The 25,530-nt window shown below is 38.0% G+C and carries 26 protein-coding genes, 2 tRNA genes and 1 pseudogene; 16 read left to right on the top strand and 13 right to left on the bottom strand.

All coding sequences use genetic code 11. The features are described from left to right. Positions 1–66: 66 nt before the first annotated feature. Both lolB1 and DTA23_RS17240 read right to left on the bottom strand, forming a co-directional pair. Positions 67–870, bottom strand: a complete 804-nt coding sequence (lolB1, locus tag DTA23_RS17245; protein ID WP_070563085.1) for a lipoprotein insertase outer membrane protein LolB1 — start codon at positions 868–870, stop codon at positions 67–69. Next, the gene (locus DTA23_RS17240) at positions 860–2,581 is read right to left on the bottom strand and encodes a tetratricopeptide repeat protein (protein WP_112375501.1); all 1,722 of its coding nucleotides are present in this window, start codon (positions 2,579–2,581) and stop codon (positions 860–862) included. Before DTA23_RS17240 ends, lolB1 begins: the two co-directional genes overlap by 11 nt. Positions 2,582–2,816: 235 nt before the next feature. Here DTA23_RS17240 and rplM point away from each other — a divergent pair, with 235 nt between their 5' ends. The 6 genes from rplM (at position 2,817) to DTA23_RS17210 (ending at position 7,519) form a co-directional block, all read left to right on the top strand. Further along, positions 2,817–3,260, top strand: coding sequence for a 50S ribosomal protein L13 (gene rplM / locus DTA23_RS17235; protein WP_046671993.1), 444 nt, complete (start codon positions 2,817–2,819; stop codon positions 3,258–3,260). 11 nt (positions 3,261–3,271) lie between these two features. After that, complete coding sequence (gene rpsI, locus DTA23_RS17230) at positions 3,272–3,658, top strand: 30S ribosomal protein S9 (RefSeq protein WP_070563091.1); 387 nt, start codon at positions 3,272–3,274, stop codon at positions 3,656–3,658. 18 nt (positions 3,659–3,676) lie between these two features. Then, positions 3,677–4,474 carry a 30S ribosomal protein S2 gene (rpsB, locus tag DTA23_RS17225; RefSeq protein ID WP_070563093.1) on the top strand — a complete coding sequence of 266 codons (798 nt, stop codon included), beginning with the start codon at positions 3,677–3,679 and terminating at the stop codon, positions 4,472–4,474. A gap of 195 nt (positions 4,475–4,669) precedes the next feature. Next, complete coding sequence (tsf, locus tag DTA23_RS17220) at positions 4,670–5,506, top strand: translation elongation factor Ts (protein ID WP_070563096.1); 837 nt, start codon at positions 4,670–4,672, stop codon at positions 5,504–5,506. 188 nt (positions 5,507–5,694) lie between these two features. Beyond that, positions 5,695–6,558, top strand: coding sequence for an SDR family oxidoreductase (locus DTA23_RS17215; protein ID WP_083295831.1), 864 nt, complete (start codon positions 5,695–5,697; stop codon positions 6,556–6,558). 139 nt (positions 6,559–6,697) lie between these two features. Beyond that, entirely contained in the window at positions 6,698–7,519 is an 822-nt protein-coding gene (locus DTA23_RS17210; protein ID WP_083295829.1) for a helix-turn-helix domain-containing protein, read from the top strand. On the opposite strand, the gene DTA23_RS17205 is transcribed toward DTA23_RS17210, so the two are convergent. Continuing rightward, positions 7,516–7,776, bottom strand: a complete 261-nt coding sequence (locus tag DTA23_RS17205; RefSeq protein ID WP_070563105.1) for a hypothetical protein — start codon at positions 7,774–7,776, stop codon at positions 7,516–7,518. The genes DTA23_RS17210 and DTA23_RS17205 overlap by 4 nt on opposite strands. Positions 7,777–7,971: 195 nt before the next feature. On the opposite strand from DTA23_RS17205, the gene DTA23_RS17200 reads away from it, so the two are divergent. From DTA23_RS17200 to DTA23_RS17190, 4 genes are all read left to right on the top strand, one after another. After that, positions 7,972–8,355, top strand: coding sequence for a hypothetical protein (locus tag DTA23_RS17200; protein ID WP_070563107.1), 384 nt, complete (start codon positions 7,972–7,974; stop codon positions 8,353–8,355). Between the two features lie 158 nt (positions 8,356–8,513). After that, on the top strand, positions 8,514–8,900 hold the full coding sequence (locus tag DTA23_RS29330; RefSeq protein ID WP_256604136.1) for an ATP-binding cassette domain-containing protein: 387 nt from the start codon (positions 8,514–8,516) through the stop codon (positions 8,898–8,900). After that, positions 8,836–9,291: an ATP-binding cassette domain-containing protein gene (locus DTA23_RS29325; RefSeq protein ID WP_256604135.1), complete on the top strand. Its 456-nt coding sequence runs from the start codon at positions 8,836–8,838 to the stop codon at positions 9,289–9,291. Before DTA23_RS29330 ends, DTA23_RS29325 begins: the two co-directional genes overlap by 65 nt. A gap of 1 nt (position 9,292) precedes the next feature. Next, the gene (locus tag DTA23_RS17190) at positions 9,293–10,873 is read left to right on the top strand and encodes a hypothetical protein (RefSeq protein ID WP_112375500.1); all 1,581 of its coding nucleotides are present in this window, start codon (positions 9,293–9,295) and stop codon (positions 10,871–10,873) included. Positions 10,874–11,096: 223 nt separating this feature from the next. On the opposite strand, the gene DTA23_RS17185 is transcribed toward DTA23_RS17190, so the two are convergent. The 3 genes from DTA23_RS17185 to DTA23_RS17175 all read right to left on the bottom strand — a co-directional run bounded on the left by DTA23_RS17185 (position 11,097) and on the right by DTA23_RS17175 (position 13,559). After that, positions 11,097–12,983, bottom strand: a complete 1,887-nt coding sequence (locus DTA23_RS17185; RefSeq protein ID WP_112375499.1) for a peptide-N-glycosidase F-related protein — start codon at positions 12,981–12,983, stop codon at positions 11,097–11,099. A 135-nt stretch (positions 12,984–13,118) separates the two neighbouring features. Next, positions 13,119–13,192: transfer RNA gene (locus DTA23_RS17180), tRNA-Met, on the bottom strand. A 293-nt stretch (positions 13,193–13,485) separates the two neighbouring features. Then, positions 13,486–13,559, bottom strand: a tRNA-Met gene (locus tag DTA23_RS17175). 66 nt (positions 13,560–13,625) lie between these two features. On the opposite strand from DTA23_RS17175, the gene DTA23_RS17170 reads away from it, so the two are divergent. The 5 genes from DTA23_RS17170 (at position 13,626) to DTA23_RS17150 (ending at position 18,924) form a co-directional block, all read left to right on the top strand. Beyond that, positions 13,626–14,003 (top strand): START-like domain-containing protein, encoded by a 378-nt coding sequence (locus DTA23_RS17170; protein WP_070563117.1) that lies wholly within the window; start codon positions 13,626–13,628, stop codon positions 14,001–14,003. A gap of 102 nt (positions 14,004–14,105) precedes the next feature. Next, entirely contained in the window at positions 14,106–15,590 is a 1,485-nt protein-coding gene (locus DTA23_RS17165) for an LptF/LptG family permease (protein WP_070563119.1), read from the top strand. 71 nt (positions 15,591–15,661) lie between these two features. Further along, positions 15,662–16,876 (top strand): bifunctional 3,4-dihydroxy-2-butanone-4-phosphate synthase/GTP cyclohydrolase II, encoded by a 1,215-nt coding sequence (locus tag DTA23_RS17160; RefSeq protein ID WP_070563122.1) that lies wholly within the window; start codon positions 15,662–15,664, stop codon positions 16,874–16,876. 141 nt (positions 16,877–17,017) lie between these two features. After that, positions 17,018–17,413 carry a thiol-disulfide oxidoreductase DCC family protein gene (locus DTA23_RS30480; RefSeq protein ID WP_070563123.1) on the top strand — a complete coding sequence of 132 codons (396 nt, stop codon included), beginning with the start codon at positions 17,018–17,020 and terminating at the stop codon, positions 17,411–17,413. A 77-nt stretch (positions 17,414–17,490) separates the two neighbouring features. After that, entirely contained in the window at positions 17,491–18,924 is a 1,434-nt protein-coding gene (locus tag DTA23_RS17150) for an NAD-dependent succinate-semialdehyde dehydrogenase (RefSeq protein WP_070563128.1), read from the top strand. Between the two features lie 21 nt (positions 18,925–18,945). Here DTA23_RS17150 and DTA23_RS17145 read toward each other — a convergent pair whose 3' ends face one another. The 6 genes and pseudogenes from DTA23_RS17145 to DTA23_RS17120 form a co-directional block, all read right to left on the bottom strand. Beyond that, positions 18,946–19,839: a proline and serine-rich protein 1 family protein gene (locus tag DTA23_RS17145; protein WP_070563131.1), complete on the bottom strand. Its 894-nt coding sequence runs from the start codon at positions 19,837–19,839 to the stop codon at positions 18,946–18,948. Between the two features lie 76 nt (positions 19,840–19,915). Further along, complete coding sequence (locus DTA23_RS17140; RefSeq protein WP_070563133.1) at positions 19,916–20,455, bottom strand: CopD family protein; 540 nt, start codon at positions 20,453–20,455, stop codon at positions 19,916–19,918. Between the two features lie 171 nt (positions 20,456–20,626). After that, positions 20,627–21,590 (bottom strand): annotated as a pseudogene (gene hemE / locus DTA23_RS17135) (uroporphyrinogen decarboxylase). A gap of 74 nt (positions 21,591–21,664) precedes the next feature. Next, positions 21,665–22,183, bottom strand: a complete 519-nt coding sequence (locus DTA23_RS17130) for a hypothetical protein (RefSeq protein WP_236560284.1) — start codon at positions 22,181–22,183, stop codon at positions 21,665–21,667. A 10-nt stretch (positions 22,184–22,193) separates the two neighbouring features. Further along, positions 22,194–22,901 (bottom strand): response regulator transcription factor, encoded by a 708-nt coding sequence (locus DTA23_RS17125; protein WP_070563139.1) that lies wholly within the window; start codon positions 22,899–22,901, stop codon positions 22,194–22,196. Continuing rightward, the gene (locus DTA23_RS17120) at positions 22,891–23,766 is read right to left on the bottom strand and encodes a sensor histidine kinase (protein ID WP_070563141.1); all 876 of its coding nucleotides are present in this window, start codon (positions 23,764–23,766) and stop codon (positions 22,891–22,893) included. The genes DTA23_RS17125 and DTA23_RS17120 overlap by 11 nt, the downstream gene beginning before the upstream one ends. Before the next feature lie 213 nt (positions 23,767–23,979). Between DTA23_RS17120 and DTA23_RS17115 the strand changes: the two genes are divergently transcribed. After that, on the top strand, positions 23,980–24,684 hold the full coding sequence (locus DTA23_RS17115; RefSeq protein WP_070563144.1) for a YjjG family noncanonical pyrimidine nucleotidase: 705 nt from the start codon (positions 23,980–23,982) through the stop codon (positions 24,682–24,684). Between the two features lie 32 nt (positions 24,685–24,716). Here DTA23_RS17115 and DTA23_RS17110 read toward each other — a convergent pair whose 3' ends face one another. Further along, on the bottom strand, positions 24,717–25,526 hold the full coding sequence (locus tag DTA23_RS17110; protein WP_083295832.1) for a 3-keto-disaccharide hydrolase: 810 nt from the start codon (positions 25,524–25,526) through the stop codon (positions 24,717–24,719). Positions 25,527–25,530: the final 4 nt, after the last annotated feature.

Here is a 25,530-nt window from a genome sequence, read left to right as displayed (position 1 = left end):
TAATTCACCCCATACTTTAGCAAACTAATTGCGAAAGTAATAAATCTAAAGGAAATAGACAGCTTCTCATCGGATTACTTTGTAACGTGACGATACTGAAAAAGGCATTTCGACTGGTTCATTAAAAGTCACTTTGTTAAAATTTATCTCTGTTTTTATCTCTTGACGACCATCAGAAATGATCATTTTTAAAAGCATCGGAAATTCTTGTCCAGAGGCCATGGCATATTCACCGTAATTGGCCTCCAGCAATTGTTTTTTTGAAAGTTGCGCTAATCTAAACTGATAAGGCCTATTGTTATTATTTAACTTATATAAAAAATCTAGTTCATTCAGTTTGCCATCCAACTGGACAGACATCGAGTCCTGTTTAAAATTAACCTGATCAATATCGGACAATAGATTCACCGAAAGATTGGCTAGCAACAAATCCTGTAGATTTCCGAAAGTTAAATCCGGACTGGCAAAACGATATAGGTAGTCAAATGGCTTAACCATATATTCGCTCTGAAACTTATTTAAAATTTGTACACTGTCTGGAGTGATCAATACCCGGGCAACCTCTATACCCAGTGTAGCAGAAATGGAAATCCAGATCCTTTTATCTTTCTCTATTCGAATAGTAGAAGTGACATCATAATTGTCCTTCCCAAGATCGAGACGCATCTTCGCTTTTCCAGAAAAAGTAGAATAATTCAAATTGGTCAAAAAAAGATCACGTAAGCTATTCTTTTTCGCCTCCCTTGTATTATCTTTTATGGTCAACTCGTTTTCAGCTTTAAGGTCAGCACCTTTTAGTAGTTTCTTCTTAGAACTACAAGAAGAAAGCAGCAACACAACAGCACTAACCCAAACAATTTTATTCCACATAGCTCTTAGTCTCAATCTTCTTTTTCAATTTCAGCTTACCCTCCTCCGTATCAGCTCCCTTTTCTAAAGCGAGGTTCCACTGCTTAACGGCATCCGTTGTTTTCCCTAACTTAATCAAAATGTCGCCATAATGTTCCAGTAATACCGCCGTTTGCGGATTTGTATTTTTTAACGCTTTTTGAATCCATACTAGTGCGTCATCATATTTTCCATTTGCAAAAAGTACCCAAGCATAGGTATCTTCAAAAGTTCCATTATTGGGCTGCAATTTCGTCGCCATTGCGGCATACTTTATAGCTTCATCAAGTCGTTCTTTTCTTAACGACAAATAGTATGCTAAATTGTTCATCGCCGTCACATTTGTACTATCCAATCGAATAGCTTCGATATAAGCCGCGTCAGAGGCTTTATACATCTGAAGTGAATTATAAATATCACCTAATCCCCCATAAATATTTGCTTGTAGAAAAGGCGATTCATCCTGTGCATTATTAAGTGCAGCCTCCATAAACTTTCGGCTATTTTCCATGTCTTTTTTCATCAAATAGGCCATACTCGTAAAATAGAGTATGGTCGCATTATTGGACACATAGTGCAGCGCTTCCCCACCATGTGCAATGGCTTGATCAAATTCACCTTTGTCCATATCCAAACTCATCAGCATCCGCCAAGCATCGATCTGGTAGGGGTTCATACTCACGGCTACCGCTAGTGAACTTTGAGCAGCGGACTTATCGTCTCTCAACCATAACACTTGTCCCTTTGCCATATGGCTTTCGGCAATACGTGGATGAACTTCAACCAAGATATTCACCAATTCCAAAAGTTGGTCTTTTGTATAGGGACCTTTCGGATTCAACAAGGTCATTATAATCCGATTCTTATCTGCAAAATCAACTTTCTTAGATTGAAATCCTTGCTTAAGTGCATCAAAAGATAATTTCAGCTTTTTATCAAATCGATAGAGATCAGCCAAATCGAAATAAAGAAAATCCTCTTTTGTGGTCTGAATTCCTTTATTAATGTAGTCCAATGCAAGCTTCGAATTTTTGGAAAGATTATAGGCTTGCGCTAATTGTCCATACACTTGAGCCAGCGAAGTCCCTTTGTCTGCCCAGGGCTTCAAAAGATCAATGACAGCTTTATAATTACCGGCATCATTTAACAACACACTGCCAACCATGTCCAATGTATCAGAAGCGACAGCGATCTCTTTGGTTTTATAGAAATACTCCAAAGCCACATCCTTGTACCCACCATTGAAAAGGAGCATGATACGCTCCCGTTTTAGTGAGGCAGTATTATTGTCATCTCGATCTATCAACTTATCGAGATAGATTAAAGCACTATCCGCGTCGTTTTTACTTTTAAATGCATCTACAGCAAAACTTAGATATTCCGGCTTCGACTGAATATTCAGCGCTTCTTTTATAGCTTCGATCGCTCCATCTTGATTTCTCATCTGCGCAAGAAGAATTGCCTTTGTAAAATAGATGTCATCGGCTTGTGGGTAATCTGCGATTATAGCATCCAAAGAATCCATCCCCGGGCCAATTTTTCCTTGCTTCAATATTTCCTGTACGTTTTTGAGTCGTGCATCGTAAGGTTTAGGCTTATTATCCGAAGATTGCGCCTTTAATGAGCCCAGGACTACTAGGAGTAAACCAATAAAACTTAAAAAAAATCGTTTATCTAAAAAATTCAATCTCATCTACTTCCGCTATAATAATTTAAAAATTCTTCCTGCAATATACTAACTAATGTAACAATATTCATTCGAGGAAGTTGTAAAAATATTGAGATTAGTGGGGCTCGCTTGAAATTCAACTCGTTTTCAACAAAATAAGCAAAATAGATTTTAAAATATAGAATAATAGATGTACCTTTGCAGACCCTTGAGATAAGGGGAAGAAAAATTTTTTAATAAATTATTTAAACAAAAGCAAGTGAATACGTTAAGTTACAAAACTGTCTCTGCCAACAAGAACACCGTTAACAAAGAGTGGATCGTTGTTGACGCTGAAGGAGAGATTTTGGGGCGTTTGGCGAGCAACATCGCGAAAGTAATTCGTGGTAAGCATAAGCCTACATTCACCCCACACGTAGACTGTGGAGATAACGTGATTGTTATCAATGCAGACAAAATTAAATTGACAGGAAACAAATTAGGCGACAAAGTTTACGTACGCTACACTGGATACCCAGGTGGTCAACGTTTCGTTTCTCCTAAAGAGTTAATGGCTAAATTTCCTGAACGCATTATTGAAAAAGCTGTTCGTGGTATGCTTCCTAAAAACCGTTTAGGTCGTCAATTGTTTAAAAACCTTTACGTTTATGCTGGTACTGAGCACAAGCATGAAGCACAAAATCCAAAACCAGTTAAATTTTAAGGAGAATCGTCATGTCAACAACTAACACTTCAGGAAGAAGAAAAACTGCTGTTGCCCGCATTTACTTAACTGCTGGTAGCGGAAACATTATCATAAACGGTAAAGACTACAAAGAGTATTTCCCAACATTACCTTTGCAATACATCGCTACACAGTCATTGAACGTAGCTGGTGAATTAGCAAACTTTGATGTAAAAGTAAACGTTAACGGAGGTGGTGTTAAAGGTCAAGCAGAAGCTGTTCGCTTAGCGATCGCAAAAGCTTTGGTTGAGCTTAACCCAGAAGTTAAACCTGCATTACGCGCTAAAGGTTTAGTAACACGTGATGACCGCATGGTTGAACGTAAGAAACCAGGACGTCGTAAAGCTCGTAGAAGATTCCAATTCAGTAAACGTTAATCAAAGGAGGATCAAAAAATGGCAAGAACTACTTATCAAGATTTATTGGATGCAGGTGTGCACTTTGGTCACCTTACACGTAAATGGGATCCGAAAATGGCTAAGTACATTTTCATGGAACGCAACGGTATCCACATCATTGACTTGAACAAAACTCTTACGAAATTAGAAGAAGCTGCTTCAGCTATCAAACAAATCGTAAAATCAGGTCGCAAAGTTTTATTCGTCGCTACGAAAAAACAAGCAAAAGAGATCATCGCACAACAAGCAAAAGAGGTTAATATGCCTTTTGTAACTGAGCGTTGGTTAGGTGGTATGCTTACAAACTTCGCTACAGTTCGTAAGTCTATCAAAAAAATGTCTAACATTGACAAAATGCAAAAAGATGGTACATATGATGTATTGTCTAAAAAAGAGAAGTTGATGATTCAACGTGAGCGTATCAAATTAGAAAACCTTTTAGGAGGTATCGCTGATTTGAACCGTTTACCAGCTGCTTTATTCATCATCGATGTGAAAAAAGAACACATCGCTGTTTCTGAAGCAATGAAATTGAACATCCCTACTTTTGCAATGGTAGATACAAACTCTGATCCTTCAAACATTGATTTCCCAATCCCAGCAAATGATGACGCTAGTAAATCTATTAGTTTAATCGCCGGTATCATTGGTCAAGCAATCCAAGAAGGTTTGGACGAGCGCAAACGCGACAAAGAAGAAGAAGCTGAAAAAGATGCTGCTGCTGCTAAAGCAAAAGTTGATAATAGTGATGCTTCAGAAGCTAAACGTCCTCGCAAAGCGAAAGACGGAGAATAATATTTTTATTCCAAACCGGATGGCGTAGCGTTAGTTTCTGGAAAAGTTTACTTTTCTTGAACTAGCCTCTCTGTCCGGTTTTTTGGTTTAACAATACTCGTTTATCAAGAAATGTTAAACTTCATATTAGCTTAACATGTTTTAAGTTAATATTGTACAAATTTCAGTCGTAAATAATAATAAAAAGAAATAAACATGTCAGTACAAATTTCTGCATCAGATGTGAACAAATTGCGTCAACAAACTGGCGCTGGTATGATGGATTGTAAAAAAGCTTTAGTTGAGTCTAATGGTGACTTTGAAGCTGCTGTAGATTACTTGCGTAAAAAAGGCGCTAAAGTAGCTGCTAGCCGTCAAGATCGCGACTCTAACGAAGGTGTTATCATCGCTAAAGCTACTGCTGATGGTAAATCAGGTATCGTAGTTGAAGTTAATTGTGAAACTGACTTCGTAGCTAAAAACGCAGACTTCGTTGCTTTCGCTGAAAAAATTGCAGACGTTGCATTAAACAGTAAACCTGCTTCTTTGGAAGAATTAAAAGGTTTGGAACTTGATGGCAAAAACATCGCTGATTTATTAATCGAGCAAACTGGTGTAATTGGCGAGAAAATTGACGTTTCTAAATACGAAACTATCACTGCTGAAAAGGTTATCGCTTATATTCACGGTAACTACCGTTTAGGTGTATTAGTAGGTCTTTCTGCTGATGCTGCTGGTGCTGAAGAAGCAGGTAAAGATGTAGCAATGCAAATTGCCGCAATGAACCCTATCGCAATTGACAAAGATGGTGTTGATCAAAACACAATCGAGCGTGAAATCGCTATTGCTAAAGAGCAAATCATTGCTGAAGGTAAACCTGCTGAAATGGCTGAGAAAATCGCTCAAGGTAAATTGAATAAATTCTTCAAAGACACAACTTTGTTAAACCAAGAATTCGTAAAAGATTCTTCTAAAAACATCGCTCAATTCTTAGATTCAGTTTCCAAAGGATTAACTGTAACTGCTTTCAAACGCGTACAATTGGGCGCATAAGCATAATTCATTCCATTACCAGAATTGGAAATTTTTAAAACAGGAGCTATTCTTCGAATGGCTCCTGTTTTTGTTTACATCTCTTCCTTCATTTATTCCCGAACTATTTTTCACCGCTGGCCTTGGCTTTTATTTTATCCCAAATTTGTGTAACTTAAGGATACATAAAAACTGGACAGCATATGGGTATGTTAAAGGAAAACGCGTTAAAAGGAAAACGAATTTTGATTACGGGTGGTGGTACAGGCCTCGGAAAAGCCATGACAGATTACTTTCTCGAGCTTGGCGCCTCTTGCCTGATCACGAGCCGTAAAGATGATGTTATACAGCATACAGCGAACGAATTGTCGGAAAAATATCAGGCGAAATGTCTTGCAGTAGCTGGAGATGTCCGAAATTATGAGGATGTCGAGCGCGTCGTTTCCTGTGGATATGAACATTTTGGCGGGATAGATATACTCATAAACAATGCTGCCGGAAATTTTATCTCCCCTACCGAACGTTTAAGCCACCGCGCCTTCGAATCTGTTATTGGTATCGTTCTCCAAGGTAGTATAAACTATACCCTAGCACTGGGCAAGCGTTGGATTGAGGCCAACGAACATAATAAAGCTATACTAAGTATCGTCACAACCTATGCTTGGACGGGTTCTGGCTACGTTGTTCCTTCTGCAACAGCTAAAGCCGGAGTTCTTGCATTAACTCGATCGTTAGCCGTTGAATGGGGAAAAAAAGGGATAAGACTCAATGCTATAGCTCCGGGTCCATTCCAAACTTCAGGTGCCATGGAACGGCTACTTCCAGGTGAATTAGGCGAACTTCTCTCGCCTGCCAAACGTATCCCCTTGGGCCGCTTGGGCAAACTGGAGGAATTGGCCAACCTCGCGGCCTATCTGGTATCCGATTACGCCAGTTATATCAACGGTGATGTTATCACGATAGATGGCGGCGAGTGGCTTAAGGGAGCAGGTGAGTTCAATGGATTGGATATTATTCCTGAAGATCAATGGGATGCTATTGAACAGATGACCAGAAATGCAAAAAGCACCTGATAATCGTTTAAAATAACGAATGATTTATTTTATGGTGAATACGCAACTGTATTACATGCCGGTTTAAAAGAGGAAATAGCAAGGTCTTTAATCCATTTTTCTTAGGTTTGTAGCGATTATTCCAATAGACTCTGTACATATGATGAATTTATCTTTCGAATCTCAAAAAATCAAGCATAAAGAAAAATTAGAACTCAATAAAACGGGTTTTGATTTTGCGTTAGTTTATATAGCCGAAGGCACACTCGTATCGAAAGGGAATAATTTAAAATTTTCCAAAGAGAATTTACTTTTTTTGAATAAAGATTTCGAAACACTTGAGACAAAAAAAGATACAACTGCATTTGTACTCTATTTCTCCAACTCCTACTTTAAAGATCTGCACTTTATACAACAAAATTTTAGACTTACTCACAACCCGGTTGATATCTTTAACTCGAAGACATTGTTAAATAAGAGCCTATCCCTTAAAAAGGAAAATAAAAAACTGATCGAGCGGGTAATTTCGCTAATTCAACAATATGAGAGTGAAGATGAAGCGGCATCAATTTTTATATTCCACCAGACAATGTCCCTTTTCGCTTTAGTAGAAAATATATTGACAGATCTGGAGCTACCTATTAACGAGTCTTATGAATTGTCTCAAGAGATCGAGCAATACATACAGCAAAATATCTATTTCCCGGATAAATTACAAATCAAGTCGATTGCAGATCAGTTCCAAATTTCAGCAAATTATTTTGGGGCCTTTTTTAAAAAAAGATATTCAAAAAGCTACAAAGTGTATATAGACGATATTCGTATTAAACTAATTGAGGAGCGACTAGCATCCAATAGATACACGATGAAACAAATTGTAGAAGAACTCGGATTTAATGATGAAAGTCACCTAACCAATTTCTATAAGAAGAAAAGAAATATTACACCCAGCTCTTATAAAAGAGCTAAAAATAGTGCTTAATTGTCGAGTTGGATTACACCATTAAGATCGTGATTTAAAGAGCGTTGAATGGCTTCATCCAAAATAAGAATCTTCTTTCCTTGAAAGGTCGCTGCATCATGACTGTCAAAATTTGAGCTACTGGAATTAAAAGATTCCAATTTCATTGGGAAATAAATTGGGTTCTCATCTTCAGCCCGACCAATGGTCAATAAAATATTGTAGCCTTGTAGGCGTAAACTCTGTAAAGTCTGATAATTTAAACGCTTGAAGATCATAATTCCTATTTTAAAATAAAACAAACATATAATTATATTGTTTTACTGCTTTAACCATTTTTTGGATTTTATCTTTCCAAAAGAATCTTCACATTCCTGACCTCCTAGTGGCACTGGAACATTCGCTTTCACAGATAAATCAAAAACTTTTTTTTACGGGAACTGTTTTACAGATAAATAAAAATTAGCAGGATTATGTCGAAAAAAGAAAGTAAAAATGGGAAAGTCGAAGAAGACTATCCAGATAAAGAGCAGGACCTTGCTTTTAATGAAGAACTTGACAGTTATGAAATGGATGTCGATGACAACGATCCAGACTACGATCACCCGGCTGACTACGATACAGTAGCTGAAGGTGCAATTGATGATGATTCAACATACGATGACTCTAATCCTTTTGTCGGAGATGAGTATGCAACACAAGATGAACTCAAAGAGGAAGATCTAGATAATGCTAACATGCGAATCGAGACTTTTGATCATGAACGTTTATCCCCTTTGGACAAGAAATTAGCCGAGAACGAAGAAGATTTGAGAGATGATCTCGATGAAGAGGGATATCCTAAAAACGATAGGTAGTTTTTCCGAAAATAACATAATTTTTGAAGGGACCGGAAGGTCCCTTTTCCATTGATTAAAATAAAGACTTTCTTCTCAAAATTAGGTATCATATACTTTTCAATTGGAAACTATAACTCCAATTTTTTATGTAAGTTTACTTTGAAGATTATAATGATATGGAAAGTATATTACCTCTCATCCGGATTGTTGACCTAAAAAAATCATACGGAGAAAAAGAAATATTGAAAGGAATCAACCTCGACATATTCCCAGGTCAAGTTATCGGATATATTGGCCCAAATGGTGCCGGCAAATCCACTACTGTTAAAATATTAACAGGACTTATCGAGGACTTCACAGGCACTGTAGAAATAAATGGCATCAATATTCAAAAAGATCCACTTGCAGTAAAAGCATTATTGGGATATGTTCCCGAAAACGCAGAATTATATGATGTACTGACTCCCATGGAATACCTGGATTTTGTAGGTAAACTCTATGGAATGGAAGATAAGGGTCATTCAGGAACGTTCCTTAAAACTGTTAGCGGCGTTTGGCCTTGAATCTAATGTAAATAATAGGATGGATACCTTCTCCAAAGGAATGCGTCAAAAAGTACTTTTAATTTCAGGAATTATTCATAACCCACAAATTATCGTGCTGGATGAACCATTATCTGGACTCGATGCTAATGCTGTTATCTTTGTTAAAGAACTTATCTCATTACTTGCAAAAGAAGGGAAAACAATTTTCTATTGTTCACATATGATGGACGTTGTTGAAAAAGTATCTGATCGGATCTTACTGATAAACCAGGGGAGCATCATTGCGGATGGTACGATTGAGGAACTAAAAACAGATCCTAACGAATCATTGGAGCATATATTTGCTAAATTAACCAATACGGGCAGCAGCGCATTGGACGCTTCCAATATCATTACAGCAATTCAATAACATGGAAAAATTTATCTTAAAATTTATCCTTCTTTTTCGTGGGGTTTGGAAAGGCTTAGGTATCAATTATGAACAGTTTAAAATCATCTTAGAAACCAAAATAATCCTAGATAATCGAAAGCCTATTAGCTTTCGCAAACGTAGCTCGGGAAAATCATCTTCGTCGTCATCGATTTTACAATTCTTATTGTATCTCATCTTTGGCCTGATATTCATGGTCATTATTTTGTCGATTCCAGATAGGTACTTAGCCATTTCGATCATGCTACTCAGTTTCATTAGCATGTTAAGTATTACACTGGTGTCCGATTTTTCGCCCATACTATTAGATACTCGGGATCAGTATATCATTATGCCCAGACCAGTTAATGATAAGACTTTAGCTATTTCCCGAATAACTTTTATTGCAATCAAGCTTTTTAATCAAGTAATTGCGTTAACCTTACCTGTGCTTATTTATGTATCTTTCAATTGGGATATCGTCTCCGTCCTTCTTCTATGTCTGCAGCTTATACTAAGCACATTGATCGCGCTGATATTTGTCAACGGATTTTATCTGATTAGCATCAAATATCTCCCCATACAAAAGTTTAAAGATGTAATTACTTATATACAGATCGGTCTCTCGCTAGTTCTTTTCCTATCCTATTATGTTGGCCCTAATTTGATTCAATCTATTGTAGAATCTCATTTAACGATGGAACAGCTCAGATTTCTTTGGATATTCCCAAGTACCTGGATTGCATCATTTCAACCATTACTCTTTGGCAGCCACAGTGTACATATGGTCGTCTTATCAACATTAGGAATACTAACTCCTCTTGCTGGTATTTACGCTTGTACTAAGCTATTTTCACGTGGATTTAATGCGAAAATAGCTGCACTTGCAACCGCCGATAGCCTTCCTGATGAAGCTTCACAATTAACTCGAAATAATCCATCCCAATTACCTTTATATAAAAGAATTTCCTCGAAGGTTTGCTCATCCCCGGTTGAAGAGGCAGGATTTAGCATTGTATGGCTGATAAGTTCTAAAACGAGAGAATTTAAGCAACAGCTATACCCTTCGTTGGCTTATCTACCTATTTATTTCGTTTTTTTATTTCTACGTACAGGAGATGATCTCCCAATAGCTGGCAAAATAGCGAAGCTTCGTGATTCAGGCTTGTATATAATTATGTTTTATCTTTCGTTATTAACCATACTAACCGTTTTCCAGCTTATTACGCAAAGTAATAAATATAAAGCGGCCTGGGTCTACCATGTGACTCCCATACAAAAACCAGGACAACTGATGACTGGAGTTCTTAAAGCATGTCTTATCAAATATGTTTTACCGTTCAACATTCTGTTTCTTTCTATCTGTGTACCACTATTTGGTCTCAGTTCTATTAATGATCTGCTATTATCTTCCGCTATTGGCGGTATCGAAAGTATTCTGATTATGCTTTTTATTGTCAAAAGCTATCCGTTTTCGAAGGCTAGTCAATCCAATTCAAAAGCAATAACTAATCTACTGATATTAGGTCTATTGGGTATTTGGGATACTTACATAAAACCATTTTCCACTATGAAACACTAATTTGGATCTTAGCTGGACTTGCATGGTTCATCTTCTTTTTAATGCTGAAGTACTTACAGCGAGAAGACTGGAAAGGCTTAGCTTACGACGACAATTGATTAAACAGATGAAAAAAAGCTCCATAATGGAGCTTTTTTTATCAAATTCTTCAAAATCTAAGCACAAAATATCTTCACGCTTTTCTTTATCCGGTTATCTTTTATTTATTCGTCCTTTAAACTGGCTAATACCATCCATCAAAACTTCTACGATTATTCTTCCTGATGGGTAAATGACTCACATCATAATTCAGCACAGCCTGTTGAATGGATTTGTATTCGTGTTTTTGCCACAAAACGCCATCAACCATAAAAAGCACAGTCATCTCACTCGGTTCATTGGAGACTACGCTTAGTTGAGTCTTATCCACAACCGACCTTGGATAAAGCGAGAAGGCATATTGCGTTGAACTTAGACCCGTCTCAAATCCACGTTTAGCATGGAAACTAAACATTTCGCCATTTCCACAATCGCTTTCAAAAGCATGAATAAGGTTTCCTTTCAAATCGAAGATTCGTAAATGGCCATCACCATTTTCAGGTTGTGCCCAAAACTGCAGTCCGTTACCTGCGGTATCGGCCAAAGAGAGTGAGTGGTTTCCATCATTAAGGTGTAAAGTATCTCTATACATCGTTGCCGCAGCCAGTTGGGCGCCATTTTTGCGAAAGACCGTATCCTGCTTTGCATTAATTAGAAATATACGATTATCCGCCGGTTTATTATTGGTCATAAACTCCAAAACAAAATCAGTGGGAAATAGCTGCAGCGCGGTAAAGACGCTTTCCGCCTTATTGTCTATAGGCCACGCATCCGACTTGCCATTCGGTTTTAGAAGTGATACCGTAAATACATTCTCCTGATCTCTTTCTTGTATTTCTCCAGGCAGTATAACTTCTGCAACCTGATTAAAAGAAAGATTACCTTTCCAATGAAAAGTTCTGGCAGGGAATCCCTTCGTGCCATAAACAATTTCTAGGGTACGAATCGGCTCAGCACCTAAATTTCTGAAAGAGATCCTTGGGCCAACACTCGCCGGATTTAATCGAGAAAAACGCTGTTCATCACTTGGAACCATTATTGACTCAACGGCAACATCAACTTTTTGCTTAGGGGCAGAATATTGAAACAAGTAAGCGGATATATTTTCGACAGCCTGCACATTATCAGTCGCTGTATAATGTTCCATCTGTAAGGCAATTTGATGGGTACCAACTTTAGTAAATACATCAATAAAATCAGGCTGCTGTAAATCTCCAGGACACCAATATGCGCGGTCATGTACCCAGGTCCCGCCTTGTGGATAAAGTGGATTACCCCCACATTTCTTCCACATATCACGTTTGTCCACAGTCTTTCCATCGAAGGTTAGTTCGCGCCACCGGCTACAGAATTCGCTACAGCCACGTGGTTTATCCATACCATGCCCTGTATGCTGAATGCGTATTCGGCTCAATGCTGCTCCCGCACTCGAGGTATATGTTATTGGCAGTAGATTTTCTGCTATCTTTTCGTTGACATCCCCATATTTATAGGCTTTATTCCACAGCGTTGTTATTCCCAATGGGGTAACAACTGGTGGACCTGATAAAATTTCAAAATCTACGGTAAGTGCCCATCCCACAGTCTTGTCCTCAAAACCAGAATGAGTATAGACAATTTCCACGCTATCCCTTAAGAAAGGAGCAAAATCAGTTACATCGACCTGCCACTTCCAACTCCATCCCTTATTGTAAATACTACCATATGGCGTAAGCATTCTTCCTAATTCATAATTTAGTGCTGGTCCATTTTTCCCTCCTTTACGACGTAATACGATGTGATCCAAATAGTCCCAATGCGCCGTGCGCAAACTATCCGGGCTCCCCAGCGTAACAAACATAGTAACCTTTCGTATAGGATAATTTTCTTTTGGAAATACTCCCCAAGCCGGGTAAGAATTCTCGCCTTTCTGTGCATCACATAGAATGGTTTTCCGTTGATGTGTAACGACGTGGCTTTTTGTGCCTTGTTGTGCAAAAACATGATGGCAGATAAAAAAGCAAAATAGGGTTAGTATAGGTCTTATATTCATTATTTAAATATTATCCATAAAACAATACAAAGATAGATGTAATCTTGCCAGCAGCGAAAAAAAGGAAATGCGATAAAAAGGAAATACATGCAATCATAAAAAAAGCATCAATCTTGTTAAGATTGATGCTTTTAGTAGCGGGGAGCAGAATCGAACTGCCGACCTTTGGGTTATGAATCCAACGCTCTAACCATCTGAGCTACCCCGCCGTTTCGGTATGCAAATATACCACTTCGTATGTCAATTCAAAAGATTTTTTTATTTTTTTACTGATTCTGGCCTATTTAAAACTTGTATTAAACACAACAAACTCATTTTTAACTCAATAAATTTAGCATTGAAAAATAGAAAATGAACTTAAAAAAATTGACAGCCCAAAAAACAACATGTTTATTAAAAAACGGGAGCAACTTTTTACAAAAAAACTTGCAATAACAAAATAAATATGTATTATTACAAATAATAAGTTGATGCAATAAAAAGCAATTTTGGAAGAGATTTGTAGCGGGGAGCAGAATCGAACTGCCGACCTTTGGGTTATGAATCCAACGCTCTAACCATCTGAGCTACCCCGCCATTTTTGGGAATGCAAATATAGCTTATTTTTGATTTAAACAAACTAAAATTTAAAAAAACATTTTTATGGCAGATAAAATAAAATTCCAACTAGAATATATCATCAACTCTTCACCTAGAATTTTATTTCCGTATTTGCAAGAACCAAACGAATTGGCACAATGGTTTGCAGATGATGTAAACTATAAAGACACCGTTTATACTTTCATTTGGGATGATGAACCTCACCGAGCAAAAATTGTAGCATCAAAAGAAAATAAATCTGTACGCTTTAAATGGCTAGATGATGATCCCTATTATTTCGATCTGGAGATCGATCAAGACGAGCTAACGAATGATGTTGCTCTTAAGATAACAGATTACGCTAAAGAAGAAGACCTTGAAAATAGAAAGTTAATTTGGAAAAATTCAATAGTCTATCTTCAAAGTGTTATAGGTGCATAAAAAAGCCTATCTTTGCAATATATTTCCACTAGGGGCTCCAGCAGGAGCTTCTTAGTTGGGAGATGCCTTAATGTAAAGGCATCAATTTGCTTTGCGTCACGGATGAAAAAGGTTCATTTACTTATTCTTCAAGCTTTCATAAAACCATTTATTGTCACATTCTTTATTGTGATGTTTGTCTTATTGATGCTTTTCCTATTCAAGTACATTGATGATTTGATTGGAAAAGGATTTGAATGGTATACCATCATGGAGCTAATTGGATATCAATGCGTTGTTCAAATCCAAATGGCAATGCCTTTATCCATGCTCCTTTCCTCCATTATGACTTTCGGAAATCTGGGTGAAAGCTATGAATTAGTTGCAATCAAGGCTGCAGGCGTATCTTTACGTAAAGCAATGACCCCGCTATTTATACTCGTTGCAATTTTCGCAACAAGTTCTTTTCTGTTCTCCGATTATATTCTCCCCGTAGTGAACCTAAAAATGGGTACGCTACTTACTGATGTACGTAATAAAAAGGCAGATTTCCTCATCAAACCCGGAATCTTTAACAACACCATTCCAGGTTACTCAATCCGCGCTAGAGGAAAAAACAAAGCGGGAACAATTCTCTATGACTTGATGATCTATGATCATCGTGGCGGTAATACAGCCAATAATGTACTTATGGCCAAAGAAGGGTATATCTATAACTCTCCTGACAACAATTATATGATCCTTAAACTTAAGGATGGTATCCGCTACGAGGAAGCACGGACTAAAAACTCCAAGACCTACGATCCACGCCAGCAATTTACGCGGTTTAAGTTTAAGGAAACAGAGCAAAAGTTTGATATGGGAAGTTTTCAACAGGGTAAAACTGACGAAAACCTCTTCAAGAGCCACCATGCCATGTTAAACCTGAAACAGTTAGACATGTACATCGATTCCAATCATATCAAAATAGACAGCATGGGAAAGGCAATCGTCCGTACATTAGACACCCGATATAATATCTATTCGAAATATTTTAGTGTGAATCAACCCGGACAGCCAAAGGTCAAAGAGGCTAAGATCAAACCTTTTAAAAATTTGCTTACCGATCTCGTTCCACAAGAACAACGAGCACAAATCACTATGAATGCGCTGAACCAATTGAATTATTTAAAGGAAGATCTAAACGGCCGTACACTTGAATTTAAAGATTACAAATCGAAAGATATCCGTTATCGTATTGAATGGCATCGCAAGTTTACCCTAGCTGTCTCCTGTCTCTTACTATTTGCAATTGGAGCTCCACTAGGAGCCATTATCAGAAAAGGTGGACTTGGTCTTCCTGTGGTGATGGCCATCATTTTCTTTCTGATCTATCACATTATCTCTACAGTAGCAGAAAAAACAGCTAAAGATGGTGCCATATCATCAGCCGTTGGCATGTGGATGGCCATTATTGTCTTAACACCATTGGCCGCTTTTCTAACATACAAGTCAACGACAGATTCCGCGTTATTTGATATTGATCAATATAAATTAAAAGTAGAAGCCGCTTGGAAATGGATTAAGGAAAAGCTTGCAAAAAAGAATAAATTGAAAGAATCACATTAGATTGTGACAACGCTATTATAAATAAATTTAGATTCTACACTAACTTTGTACCAATTACAATATATCAATAAATGGATTTCAAATTAAACACGATCGAAGAAGCGATCGCTGATATACAAGCAGGAAAAGTAGTAATCGTCGTGGATGACGAAGATCGCGAAAATGAAGGAGACTTTGTCACAGCTGCCCGCAATGCAACTCCCGAAATCATCAACTTTATGGCGACTCATGGTCGTGGACTAGTGTGTGCCCCAATTACAAAAGAAAGAGCAGATGCATTACATCTGGATCTAATGGTGGGACAGAATACAGCAGTATATGAAACAAACTTTACAGTTTCCATTGACTTACAGGGATACGGTTGTACAACCGGAATTTCTGCGTCAGACCGCTCGAAAACAATTAAAGCAATGATTGATCCTAATATTCATTATGAAGAATTAGGTAGACCAGGACATATTTTCCCGCTAATAGCAAAAGATGGTGGCGTATTACGTCGCACAGGACACACTGAAGCTACCGTTGACCTGGCTCGATTAGCAGGATTTGAACCAGCAGGTGTATTGGTTGAGATTCTAAAAGAAGATGGTGAAATGGCCAGACTTCCAGAACTAATAGAGGTTGCTAAAAAATTTGATTTAAAGATCGTTAGTATTGAAGATCTAATTGAATACCGTCTTAAGCACGATTCTTTAATCAATGAAGAAGTCACTGTTAATATGCCAACGCAATTTGGTGATTTTAAGATGAAAGCCTTTACACAAAAAGACACTGGCGAACAACATTTAGCGCTTTACAAAGGCGAGTGGAATGAAGATGAGCCTATTTTGGTGCGGGTGCACAGCTCTTGTGTTACGGGTGATATTTTTGGTTCTTGCCGTTGTGACTGTGGTCCTCAATTGCACAAAGCAATGGAAATGATCCAGCAAGAGGGGAAAGGTGTTATTGTCTATATGAATCAAGAAGGTCGCGGTATTGGACTGATCAATAAGCTACATGCTTACAAGTTACAAGAAAATGGCTTGGACACGGTAGATGCCAATGTACAATTAGGATTTAAAGCAGATTTAAGAGACTATGGTGTCGGAGCACAGATTCTTCGAAATCTTGGTGTCACAAAAATGCGTCTTATGTCAAATAATCCGACAAAACGTGCTGGCCTAGTAGGTTATGGTCTTGAAATTATAGAAAATGTACCTATTGAAATAACTGCAAATCCCTTTAACGAAGAGTACTTAAAAACCAAAAGGGATCGTATGGGACATACAATCATGAAAAACCTATAAAAAGGAATTAAAAAAGGCGGTGTTTCCAATAGAAACACCGCCTTTTTTACATAGAGGACTAAACTCGGTTAATGATAAAATCTCTCCCTTTTATGATCTTGTTGTGGCAGTACTTTCAATAAATAGAAGTAACTTTATAATATGGAACAACAAGGGAGATATATCATCTTTTTCGATGGTGATTGCTTGATCTGTAATCGCTTTGTTCAACTATTATTAAGAATAGATCGCAGAAAGAAATTCTTATTTAGTTCTTTGCAGTCTGAATTTGCCCGGACCACACTAACAAATATTCCCAAAAATACTGACTCCATTGTTTTCCTATCTCCAACCGGTATCTATCTCAAAAGTGAAGCTGTTTTAAAGATTTGTAAGCAATTGGGCTTCCCATACATGACATGTTATTTACTGAAGATTTTACCACTCAAATGGAGAGATGCGCTCTATGATTATTTTGCTAAAAATCGCTATCGATGGTTTGGAAAAAATGAGTTTTGCACAATACCGTCAAAATCTGAGCGAGAGAGATTCATTTGAACAAACAACGATCATATTGAAGTGAAGTTTAGTTCAGAAATCTTCTAATTATACTTGTGACAATTAAATTTACATCGATGAAAAATACACTTTTAATTGACAGTGCCTATATCAATGGGAAATTTATCAAGTCAAAACACACCTTTGATGTGGTAAATCCTGCAACAGGGAAAGTTATTGCTTCGTTGCCAGATCTAAAAGTAGCTGACTGTACTAAAGCCATAATTGATGCTGACAAGGCGTGGAAAAGCTGGAAAAACACAACTGTACTGGAACGATGCAACACCGTCCGAAAGTGGTACGATCTTATTCAGCAATATAAAGACGATCTAGCGGAAATCATGACCTTAGAAAGTGGCAAACCCCTTAGCGAATCGAGGGTAGAGGTTGACTACGGTAGTTCCTTCGTAGAATGGTTTTCAGAAGAAGGAAAAAGGGCCTATGGTGAGACGATACCTTCTCAAAAAAAAGGAACTAGAATGCTTACAATTAGGCAAGGGGTCGGAGTTGTTGCTGCAATTACACCCTGGAATTTCCCCTTAGCGATGATCACCCGAAAGGTTGCTCCAGCTTTGGTATCTGGTTGTACCATTGTGCTAAAACCGGCATCTCAAACACCATTTTCTGCTATAGCTTTGGCTAAACTGGCTGAAGATGCTGGGATTCCAAAAGGCGTTTTTAATGTGATTACTGGAAAAGATAGTGCTGGTATCGGCAAAGAACTCGCTACGAACAACCTCATACGAAAACTATCTTTCACAGGCTCAACCGAAGTCGGAAAAACACTCATAGAACAATCAGCCTCTAACATTAAAAAAGTGTCTATGGAGCTTGGTGGTAATGCTCCTTTTTTGGTTTTTAACGATGCGGATATTGATGCTGCAGTCGAAGGAGCTATTGCCGGAAAATTTAGAAACTCAGGGCAAACTTGCGTTTCCATCAATAGGTTTCTAATCCAAGAAGAAGTCTATGATGAGTTTTCGATGAAACTTAGCCATGCTGTCAGTAAATTGAAAGTTGGCAATGGACTTGACAAAGGCGTCCAGGTAGGTCCATTAATCAATACAAAAGGGCTAGAAAAAGTGCAGCATCATGTGCAAGACGCGTTAAATCATGGTGCCGAATTGGCTACAGGAGGAAAGGTCATCAAAGACCTATTTTTCCAACCAACTGTCCTGACCAACGTCCCGAAAGAAGCACTTATATTCCGCGAGGAGACTTTTGGTCCTATTTGCGCTCTTTTCAGTTTCAAAACAGAAGATGATGGAATAGCAATGGCCAACGCTACTGAATTTGGCCTAGCCTCCTATTTCTATAGTACAAATATAAATCGCTGTTTTCGTGTTGCTGAACAGCTAGAAGCTGGCATGGTAGGTATTAACACAGGTCTTATTTCAAATGCAGCAGCTCCTTTTGGTGGAGTAAAAAAATCTGGTGTAGGTCGTGAAGGTTCTAAACACGGTTTGGATGAATATATGGAATTAAAATATATCTGCTTCGGCGGTGAATAAAAAAGGAGCAAAATGCTCCTTTTATTTTTTTAAAAAATCCACTAGCTTCTCCCGGGTTGAACTGAACGATAAGGCATCCCCTACTCTCTCATAATGCTGTTTATCCACACAGGTCGGATAAGCATATTTGGCAAAAGCCAGTTTATTATCATCTCGTATAAAAAGTTCCATTAAATCAACAATTTCAGTAACACTTAGGCGCATACTTTTTAATTCCTGAGCAGCTACAGCAAGCCTATCCTGATCGTTTTCCTTCTGATTCAATAGATCGTTCAATCGATTAGAATTCGTCTTATTCATTACTCCGTTATCAGACTGATCATTATCTTCATTTTCAGCATATCCTCTTTGATTCGCTACACCGTCGCGATAAACCTTATCGTCTCCTGATTGCCTATATCGATCATTATTCCATCCTTTGTTATATCCTTCACGATTATTGTCTGGCAAATCGTCACGATCTTCTGATTGTCTGTATCGATCATTACCTTGTTCATTGCGATATCCGTCCCGGTTAGTATAAGGTAAATCCTCACGATAATTACCGTTGTTATACCGATCAACAGGATTCATGGACTCCAAGATAATCCCCCTATTTCCACGTCTGCTACTGACAGAAAATACAACATTCATATATTGTCCATTTCTATTGACAAGTTGCACGCCGCTACCGTTCAACGTTCGTTGCTGCCTATCAGCAAACACAATACGCAGATCATAACGACGACTCGTCAAATTGGGGACCCTGATATCCGTGGAAGCTCTATTGTTATACAAAACGTTGTTGATATAAAGAAAAAATGGAACATCAGTAGAATAGATATTTAATGCTCCTCCAAAAGGTCTGTATCGCTGCGCGAACCCAGCCGTTGCGACAATAAGCAACGAGACCGTCACCAAAATTTTCCTGTACATAATCCGATTCAATTTATAATCTTTCGACTACACAGCATAAAAAAGGATTAAGAAACCAGACGAATTTAACATTTTGTTATGCTTTCTTGTTCCGGTACTTCTTATAAAGTTTTACGGCCATCATTAAAGCGATGGATAAAATTAAGAGCCCCAAAACACCAAATATCCAATTCAGGGCTGACTTTAAGACAACAGTAAAAACAATCGCAAATAATAAAACTGTCGCGACCTCATTAAACAAACGGAGTTTTGTTGAGGTTAATTTGGATTCTTGACGGCTTAATTTGAACATAATCTTCTGGCAGGTAAAATGATAAATTATCATTCCCAGAACGAATGTCAGTTTTACATGCATCCACCCCATGGATAATAAGCCAGGAGAATACCATAACATAACTAGTGCAGAAAAGACTGTGATGTACATCGCAGGAGTAGTAATTACCCACCACAGTAATTTTTCCATCTTACTGAATTCTTTATGCAAAACATCAAATGCTTCCTGACTCTTGTCCTTAGCTTCTGTATGATATATAAAGAGTCGAGGCATATAGAACAGACCTGACATCCAACAAATCACAAAGATAATATGAACTGCTTTTGCATATAAATAGACCATAGGTACAAAAATAAGAAAAGTTAAGAGCAATCAATACGTCCAAACATCAATTGCACAAATCTTACATCCATTATACAAAAGAACACTATCAAAAACACGAGATTGTAGCATGTAACAACAAAAACGACCTGCCAGAGGCAAGTCGTTTTTGTTGTTGAAGTGGATAGCAAACTAATAGCTAAATTCCTTTACAACCTCAATGGCATATTTTACATTATCAAAAGGAATATCCGGCATAATACCATGACCCAAATTGAAAATAAAACCATTTTCACCTCTCATGCGCTCAAATAGTTCGATAATCTTCTTTTTGATAACAGGTTTATCTGCATACAAAACAAATGGATCCAAATTCCCTTGAACAGCAATACCCTGCGGCAGAGATTGTTTAATATTTTTTAAATCTGCATTCCAATCGATAGAAACAACATCAGGTTGCGCTTCGACCATCATTGGTGCAAAAACAGAAGATCCTTTGCAAAAGGAAATGACTGGAATATCCTTACGGTTCAACTTCGCAATAATCTGCTTATTATAATAATGCGAAAAATCACGATAATCATTCCAAGATAAGGCCAAGGCCCAGCTATCAAATAATTGAATTGCATTTACTCCGGCTGCAATCTGCATGTTAAGATATTCAACCGTTACATCTGCAATCTTTTGAAGGATCAGATGTGCTAACTCAGGCTGATTGTTCAACATCAACTTCGTTAACTTAAAATCTTTTGAAGATCCACCTTCAACCAAATAACTTAAAATTGTAAATGGTGCGCCCGCAAAACCAATCAAAGGGATGCGGCTGTCAAGACGTTGTTGAATGACCTTGATTGCATCAGCAACATACTGCAATTTATCCAAACAGTTGGTAGACAAAGCTTCAGCATCCTTTACAGAGCGAACAGGATTAGAAAAAACGAGGACCGACACCTTGCTCAAAGGACAGATCCCCTCCCATAGCTTCAGCTGTAACTAAAATATCAGAAAATAAAATAGCGGCATCAATGCCTAGCAAATCTACTGGGAGCATAGTGACATCCGCAGCAATTTCTGGTGTTTTGCACATCTCCAAAAAGGAATATTTATTCTTGATATCCCAATATTCCTTCATAAAGCGTCCAGCTTGACGCATCATCCACACAGGAGGTCTTTCCGTTTGCTGCGAGAACGCAGCTCTAATCAATAAGTCGTTTTGTAAAGTAGTACTCACTATAAATGTTTTGAAATTTCGTTTTCTATTTTTGTAATAATGCTGTTCTGCCTAGCCGTCAGATGTAGCTTATTGGCAACATCTGTATAAGCTCTAGCTCTTTCATAATCCAACTTTCGCAGCGCGATATTTGCTAGATTAATCATAACCATACCCTTTTCATTATCTTTTTTCCAAGGCAGACGCGAAGCTAGCTGAAAATGATATTCAGCCTCATCGACGCGTTCCTCTTTAAGCGCAATGTTTCCCATCATAAATTCATAGAAATTGCGCCTGCCTTTACGAAGTGCATCCGGATTCTTTATCTCAGCAAGTAAGTTTTTTGCCTTTTCATAATCTTGTCTATGAAAAGCCTGCGTTGCCAAAAAAACGGACCCTTCTCTAAAATGACTCCAAATCAAGTAGCCTATTCCACCCGCTATCAGCACAGCAGTTTGATAATGCCCCTGGTATAAGCCATAGCCTAAAAATAATGCAGCAATAAAAATAACGGCTATTCTAGCCTTGATTGTCATCATCTCTTTCTACCTATGCGTTATTGTCGGTAAACTTATAACCAACACCTCTGATAGAATGGAAATAAATCGGATGCTTTTGATCTGGTTCGAAATATTTTCGGAAGGTTAAGATAAAATTGTCGATGGTACGCGTAGATGGATAAACATCGTAATTCCATACGGTCTCCAATATTTGTTCCCGTGATACTGCCTCATTACGTCGTTCAATCAACAGTTTCAACAGCATAGTCTCCTTCTTTGTCAAAGAAGTGATCGTGCCATCCGCATGATGTAGCTCATACGAATTAAAATAGATCGTTTTATCACCGATTTGATAAGAATTTAGTTCTTTCAAATCATCCGGTTTCATGCCACGACGCACCAAATTTCCAACGCGAAGGATCAATTCTTCTAAGTTGAAAGGTTTTACCAAATAATCATCCGCCCCTTTCTTAAGACCCGTAATTCGATCCTCACTGCTATTTTTCGCAGTTAAAAACATGATAGGAACTTCAGTGTTTTGCAGTCGAATAGTTTCAGCTACTTGGAATCCATCTATTTCGGGAATCATCACATCCAAAACCACCAAGTTGAAACGTTCCTCCTTGAAGACTTTTAGTGCTTTTTTTCCATCGGTAGCCGTAGTAACACGGTAACCTTCCATTTCGAGATTCAACTTGATAGCTTCTAACAAGTGTTCTTCATCTTCGACAAGTAATATTCTTTGTTTACTTTGCATTTCTTTCAAATGTTACTTCAAAAATACTCCCTTTAGGAGTGTTATCTTTAACTTTTATGGTCGCGTCGTGCTTCTGCAATACGGTTTTCACGATATATAACCCCAAACCTGTACCTTTGGTTTTTCGTGTTGCCTCACTTCCCACGCGATAAAACTTATTAAAGATAAGTTTTTTCTCTTCATCACTGATACCGATACCATGGTCAGCAACAGAAAAAATTATTTTATTATTCTCCGTATATAATTTCACATCCACCATAGCACATGCCGGTGAATACTTAATGGCATTTTCTATCAGATTAGTAACCACATTACTAATCGCAAACTTATCAGCATGAATAATGATATCCGACTCCAAATAAGGTTTCAAGACTTGCGAACTACAGGAATTCTTTTGAAGTCTATCCACAACCTGTTCTACCAAAGCAGTAAAATTAAAATCCTCTTTCGGCATACTGTAGTTACGGCTGTCCAACTTGGTTGTCATCAATACATTTTCAACCAGATCATCCAAACGCTCGATATCCTTCAGCGAATTTCTCAAGAACGTTTGTTGTTGCTCCTTGTCAAGATCACGTCTCAAAATCGTTTGAATATACAATTTGACAGAAGCCAACGGCGATTTAAGTTCATGTGTGATAGCCAAAAGAAAGTTCTGCTGTTGCTGCAACAGTTTCTGCTCCCTTTCAACCAGTCGCTTCAATCGCCATGCACCCCACAAGAAAATAATCAAGAAGAATATTCCCTCCCCTATGATCATGTTCTTTTTACTCGGATCAAAACGAATAAACATCACCCCCCACCATATCAGTTGCATAACCGCATAGAACAATAGAAAATAAAAGAGTAACAGCGCTTTCTTCATGTGACAAAAATAGGTATTCACCTATGTATTTGGAAATATCCGGAGGATTATGACACAAAGAAGAAAATTAACCGATTCGCAATAAGACTAAAATCACCAAACAGACTCATATAAACCATCGGAGACCCGATAGCGCTAAAAGTGACCTTTAATTTCATCACTAGCTAACCCAACTGACCTGGAATTTAAAATTAATTTGTTTTAATTTTGTATATGTTTAATCACGAGAAAAAAGACATTTTCTTCGACCTGGATCATACCATATGGGATTTTGATAAAAATGCCGAAGAAAGTCTGCACGAGTTATATTTTAAATACAAGTTTGATCACTTGTTCAATCAAGAGTCATCCACTCGTTTTATAGAAACTTATACGGTTAACAATCATCGCCTTTGGGGGCTCTATCATCACGGAAAGATATCAAAACCAGAACTCAGGAAAGCACGCTTTGCCGACACCTTTACTGAGCTCGGTGTCGATCCGGAGTTGTTTCCTGAAGAATTCGAACTGGAATACCTCGCTATCTGTCCCAAAAAAACAAATCTGTTTCCACATGCACATGAAACCTTGGCTTATTTGGGTGACAGATACAATCTTCACCTGATATCGAATGGTTTTAAAGAGGCCTGTGAGACCAAACTGGAAAAGAGCAACCTCAGCAAATATTTCAAACATATTTTTATTTCGGAAGTCATCGGCGTGAATAAACCGGACCCCCGAATATTTGAGTTCGCTATGACGACTGCTCAAGCTCGGGCGCAGCAATCACTGATGATTGGAGATAACCTGGATGCCGACATCCGTGGAGCCGTAAATGTAGGCATGGATGCCATTTTCTTTAACCCAAATGTTATTGAAAAACCGGACGATGTATCACATATGATTATCGACTTAAAAGAGTTACAATCGATACTATAGCAAATAGAAAAAGCAGCTTAAAGCTGCTTTTTCTATTTTAGAACCTTAACGGTAATATTCTTAAACCAGACATCATTTCCATGATCCTGAAGACCGATAAGCCCTGATTTGCTATCGCCACCAACATGGCTCAACAATTCAAAAGCCAAAGGCCATTTTTCTTCACTGAATTTACTTTTTTGCAATAAATCAATCCACGACTTATCCCATAATGTATATTCAACAACCTTTACACCATTTTGAAAATGCTCGACCTTGCCATTGTTTACTCTGATCTTAACCTTATTCCACTCGCCATACGGTTTACCATTCTGCGGCTTGGCAGGAATCATATCGTACAATGAAGTCGATTTACGGTTTCCATCTACCCCCATTTTAGCATCAGGATGGTTTTCATTGTCCAGGACCTGGCATTCTGGAGACGAGATATAAATCGGCTGTCCTTCCACTTCCTTCGCTAAAAAGAAGATACCCGAATTTGCTCCTTTAGCAACTTTCCATTCCATCTCCAATTCGAAATTCTTAAAATCATGAGCAAAGACCAAATCTCCGCCTTCTTCTTTACCAACATTAGCCTGGCTATCAAATTTGATCGCCCCCTCATTAATTACCCATCTTTTCGGGACTACGGTCTTATCATATCCTCTCCAGCCTTCCAGCGAAGTACCATCAAAAATAACATAGGCTCCAGCTTTATTCTTTTTAAATTTCTTGATATCTACACGAGGTAAATCTAAGATTTTGTAAGCAGGAACCTCTTTTTTTGCTTGCGCTACGGCAGTATTAAGATGTGCTGAAAAAGCAATCACCGATACCGCAAGAACTGTTTTTAATAACTTCATTCTT

Source organism: Sphingobacterium multivorum (assembly GCF_900457465.1).
Taxonomy (GTDB): Bacteria; Bacteroidota; Bacteroidia; order Sphingobacteriales; family Sphingobacteriaceae; genus Sphingobacterium; species Sphingobacterium multivorum.
The sequence above is the reverse complement of the archived record's forward strand: the minus strand, read 5'-3'. Positions and strand labels throughout refer to the sequence as shown.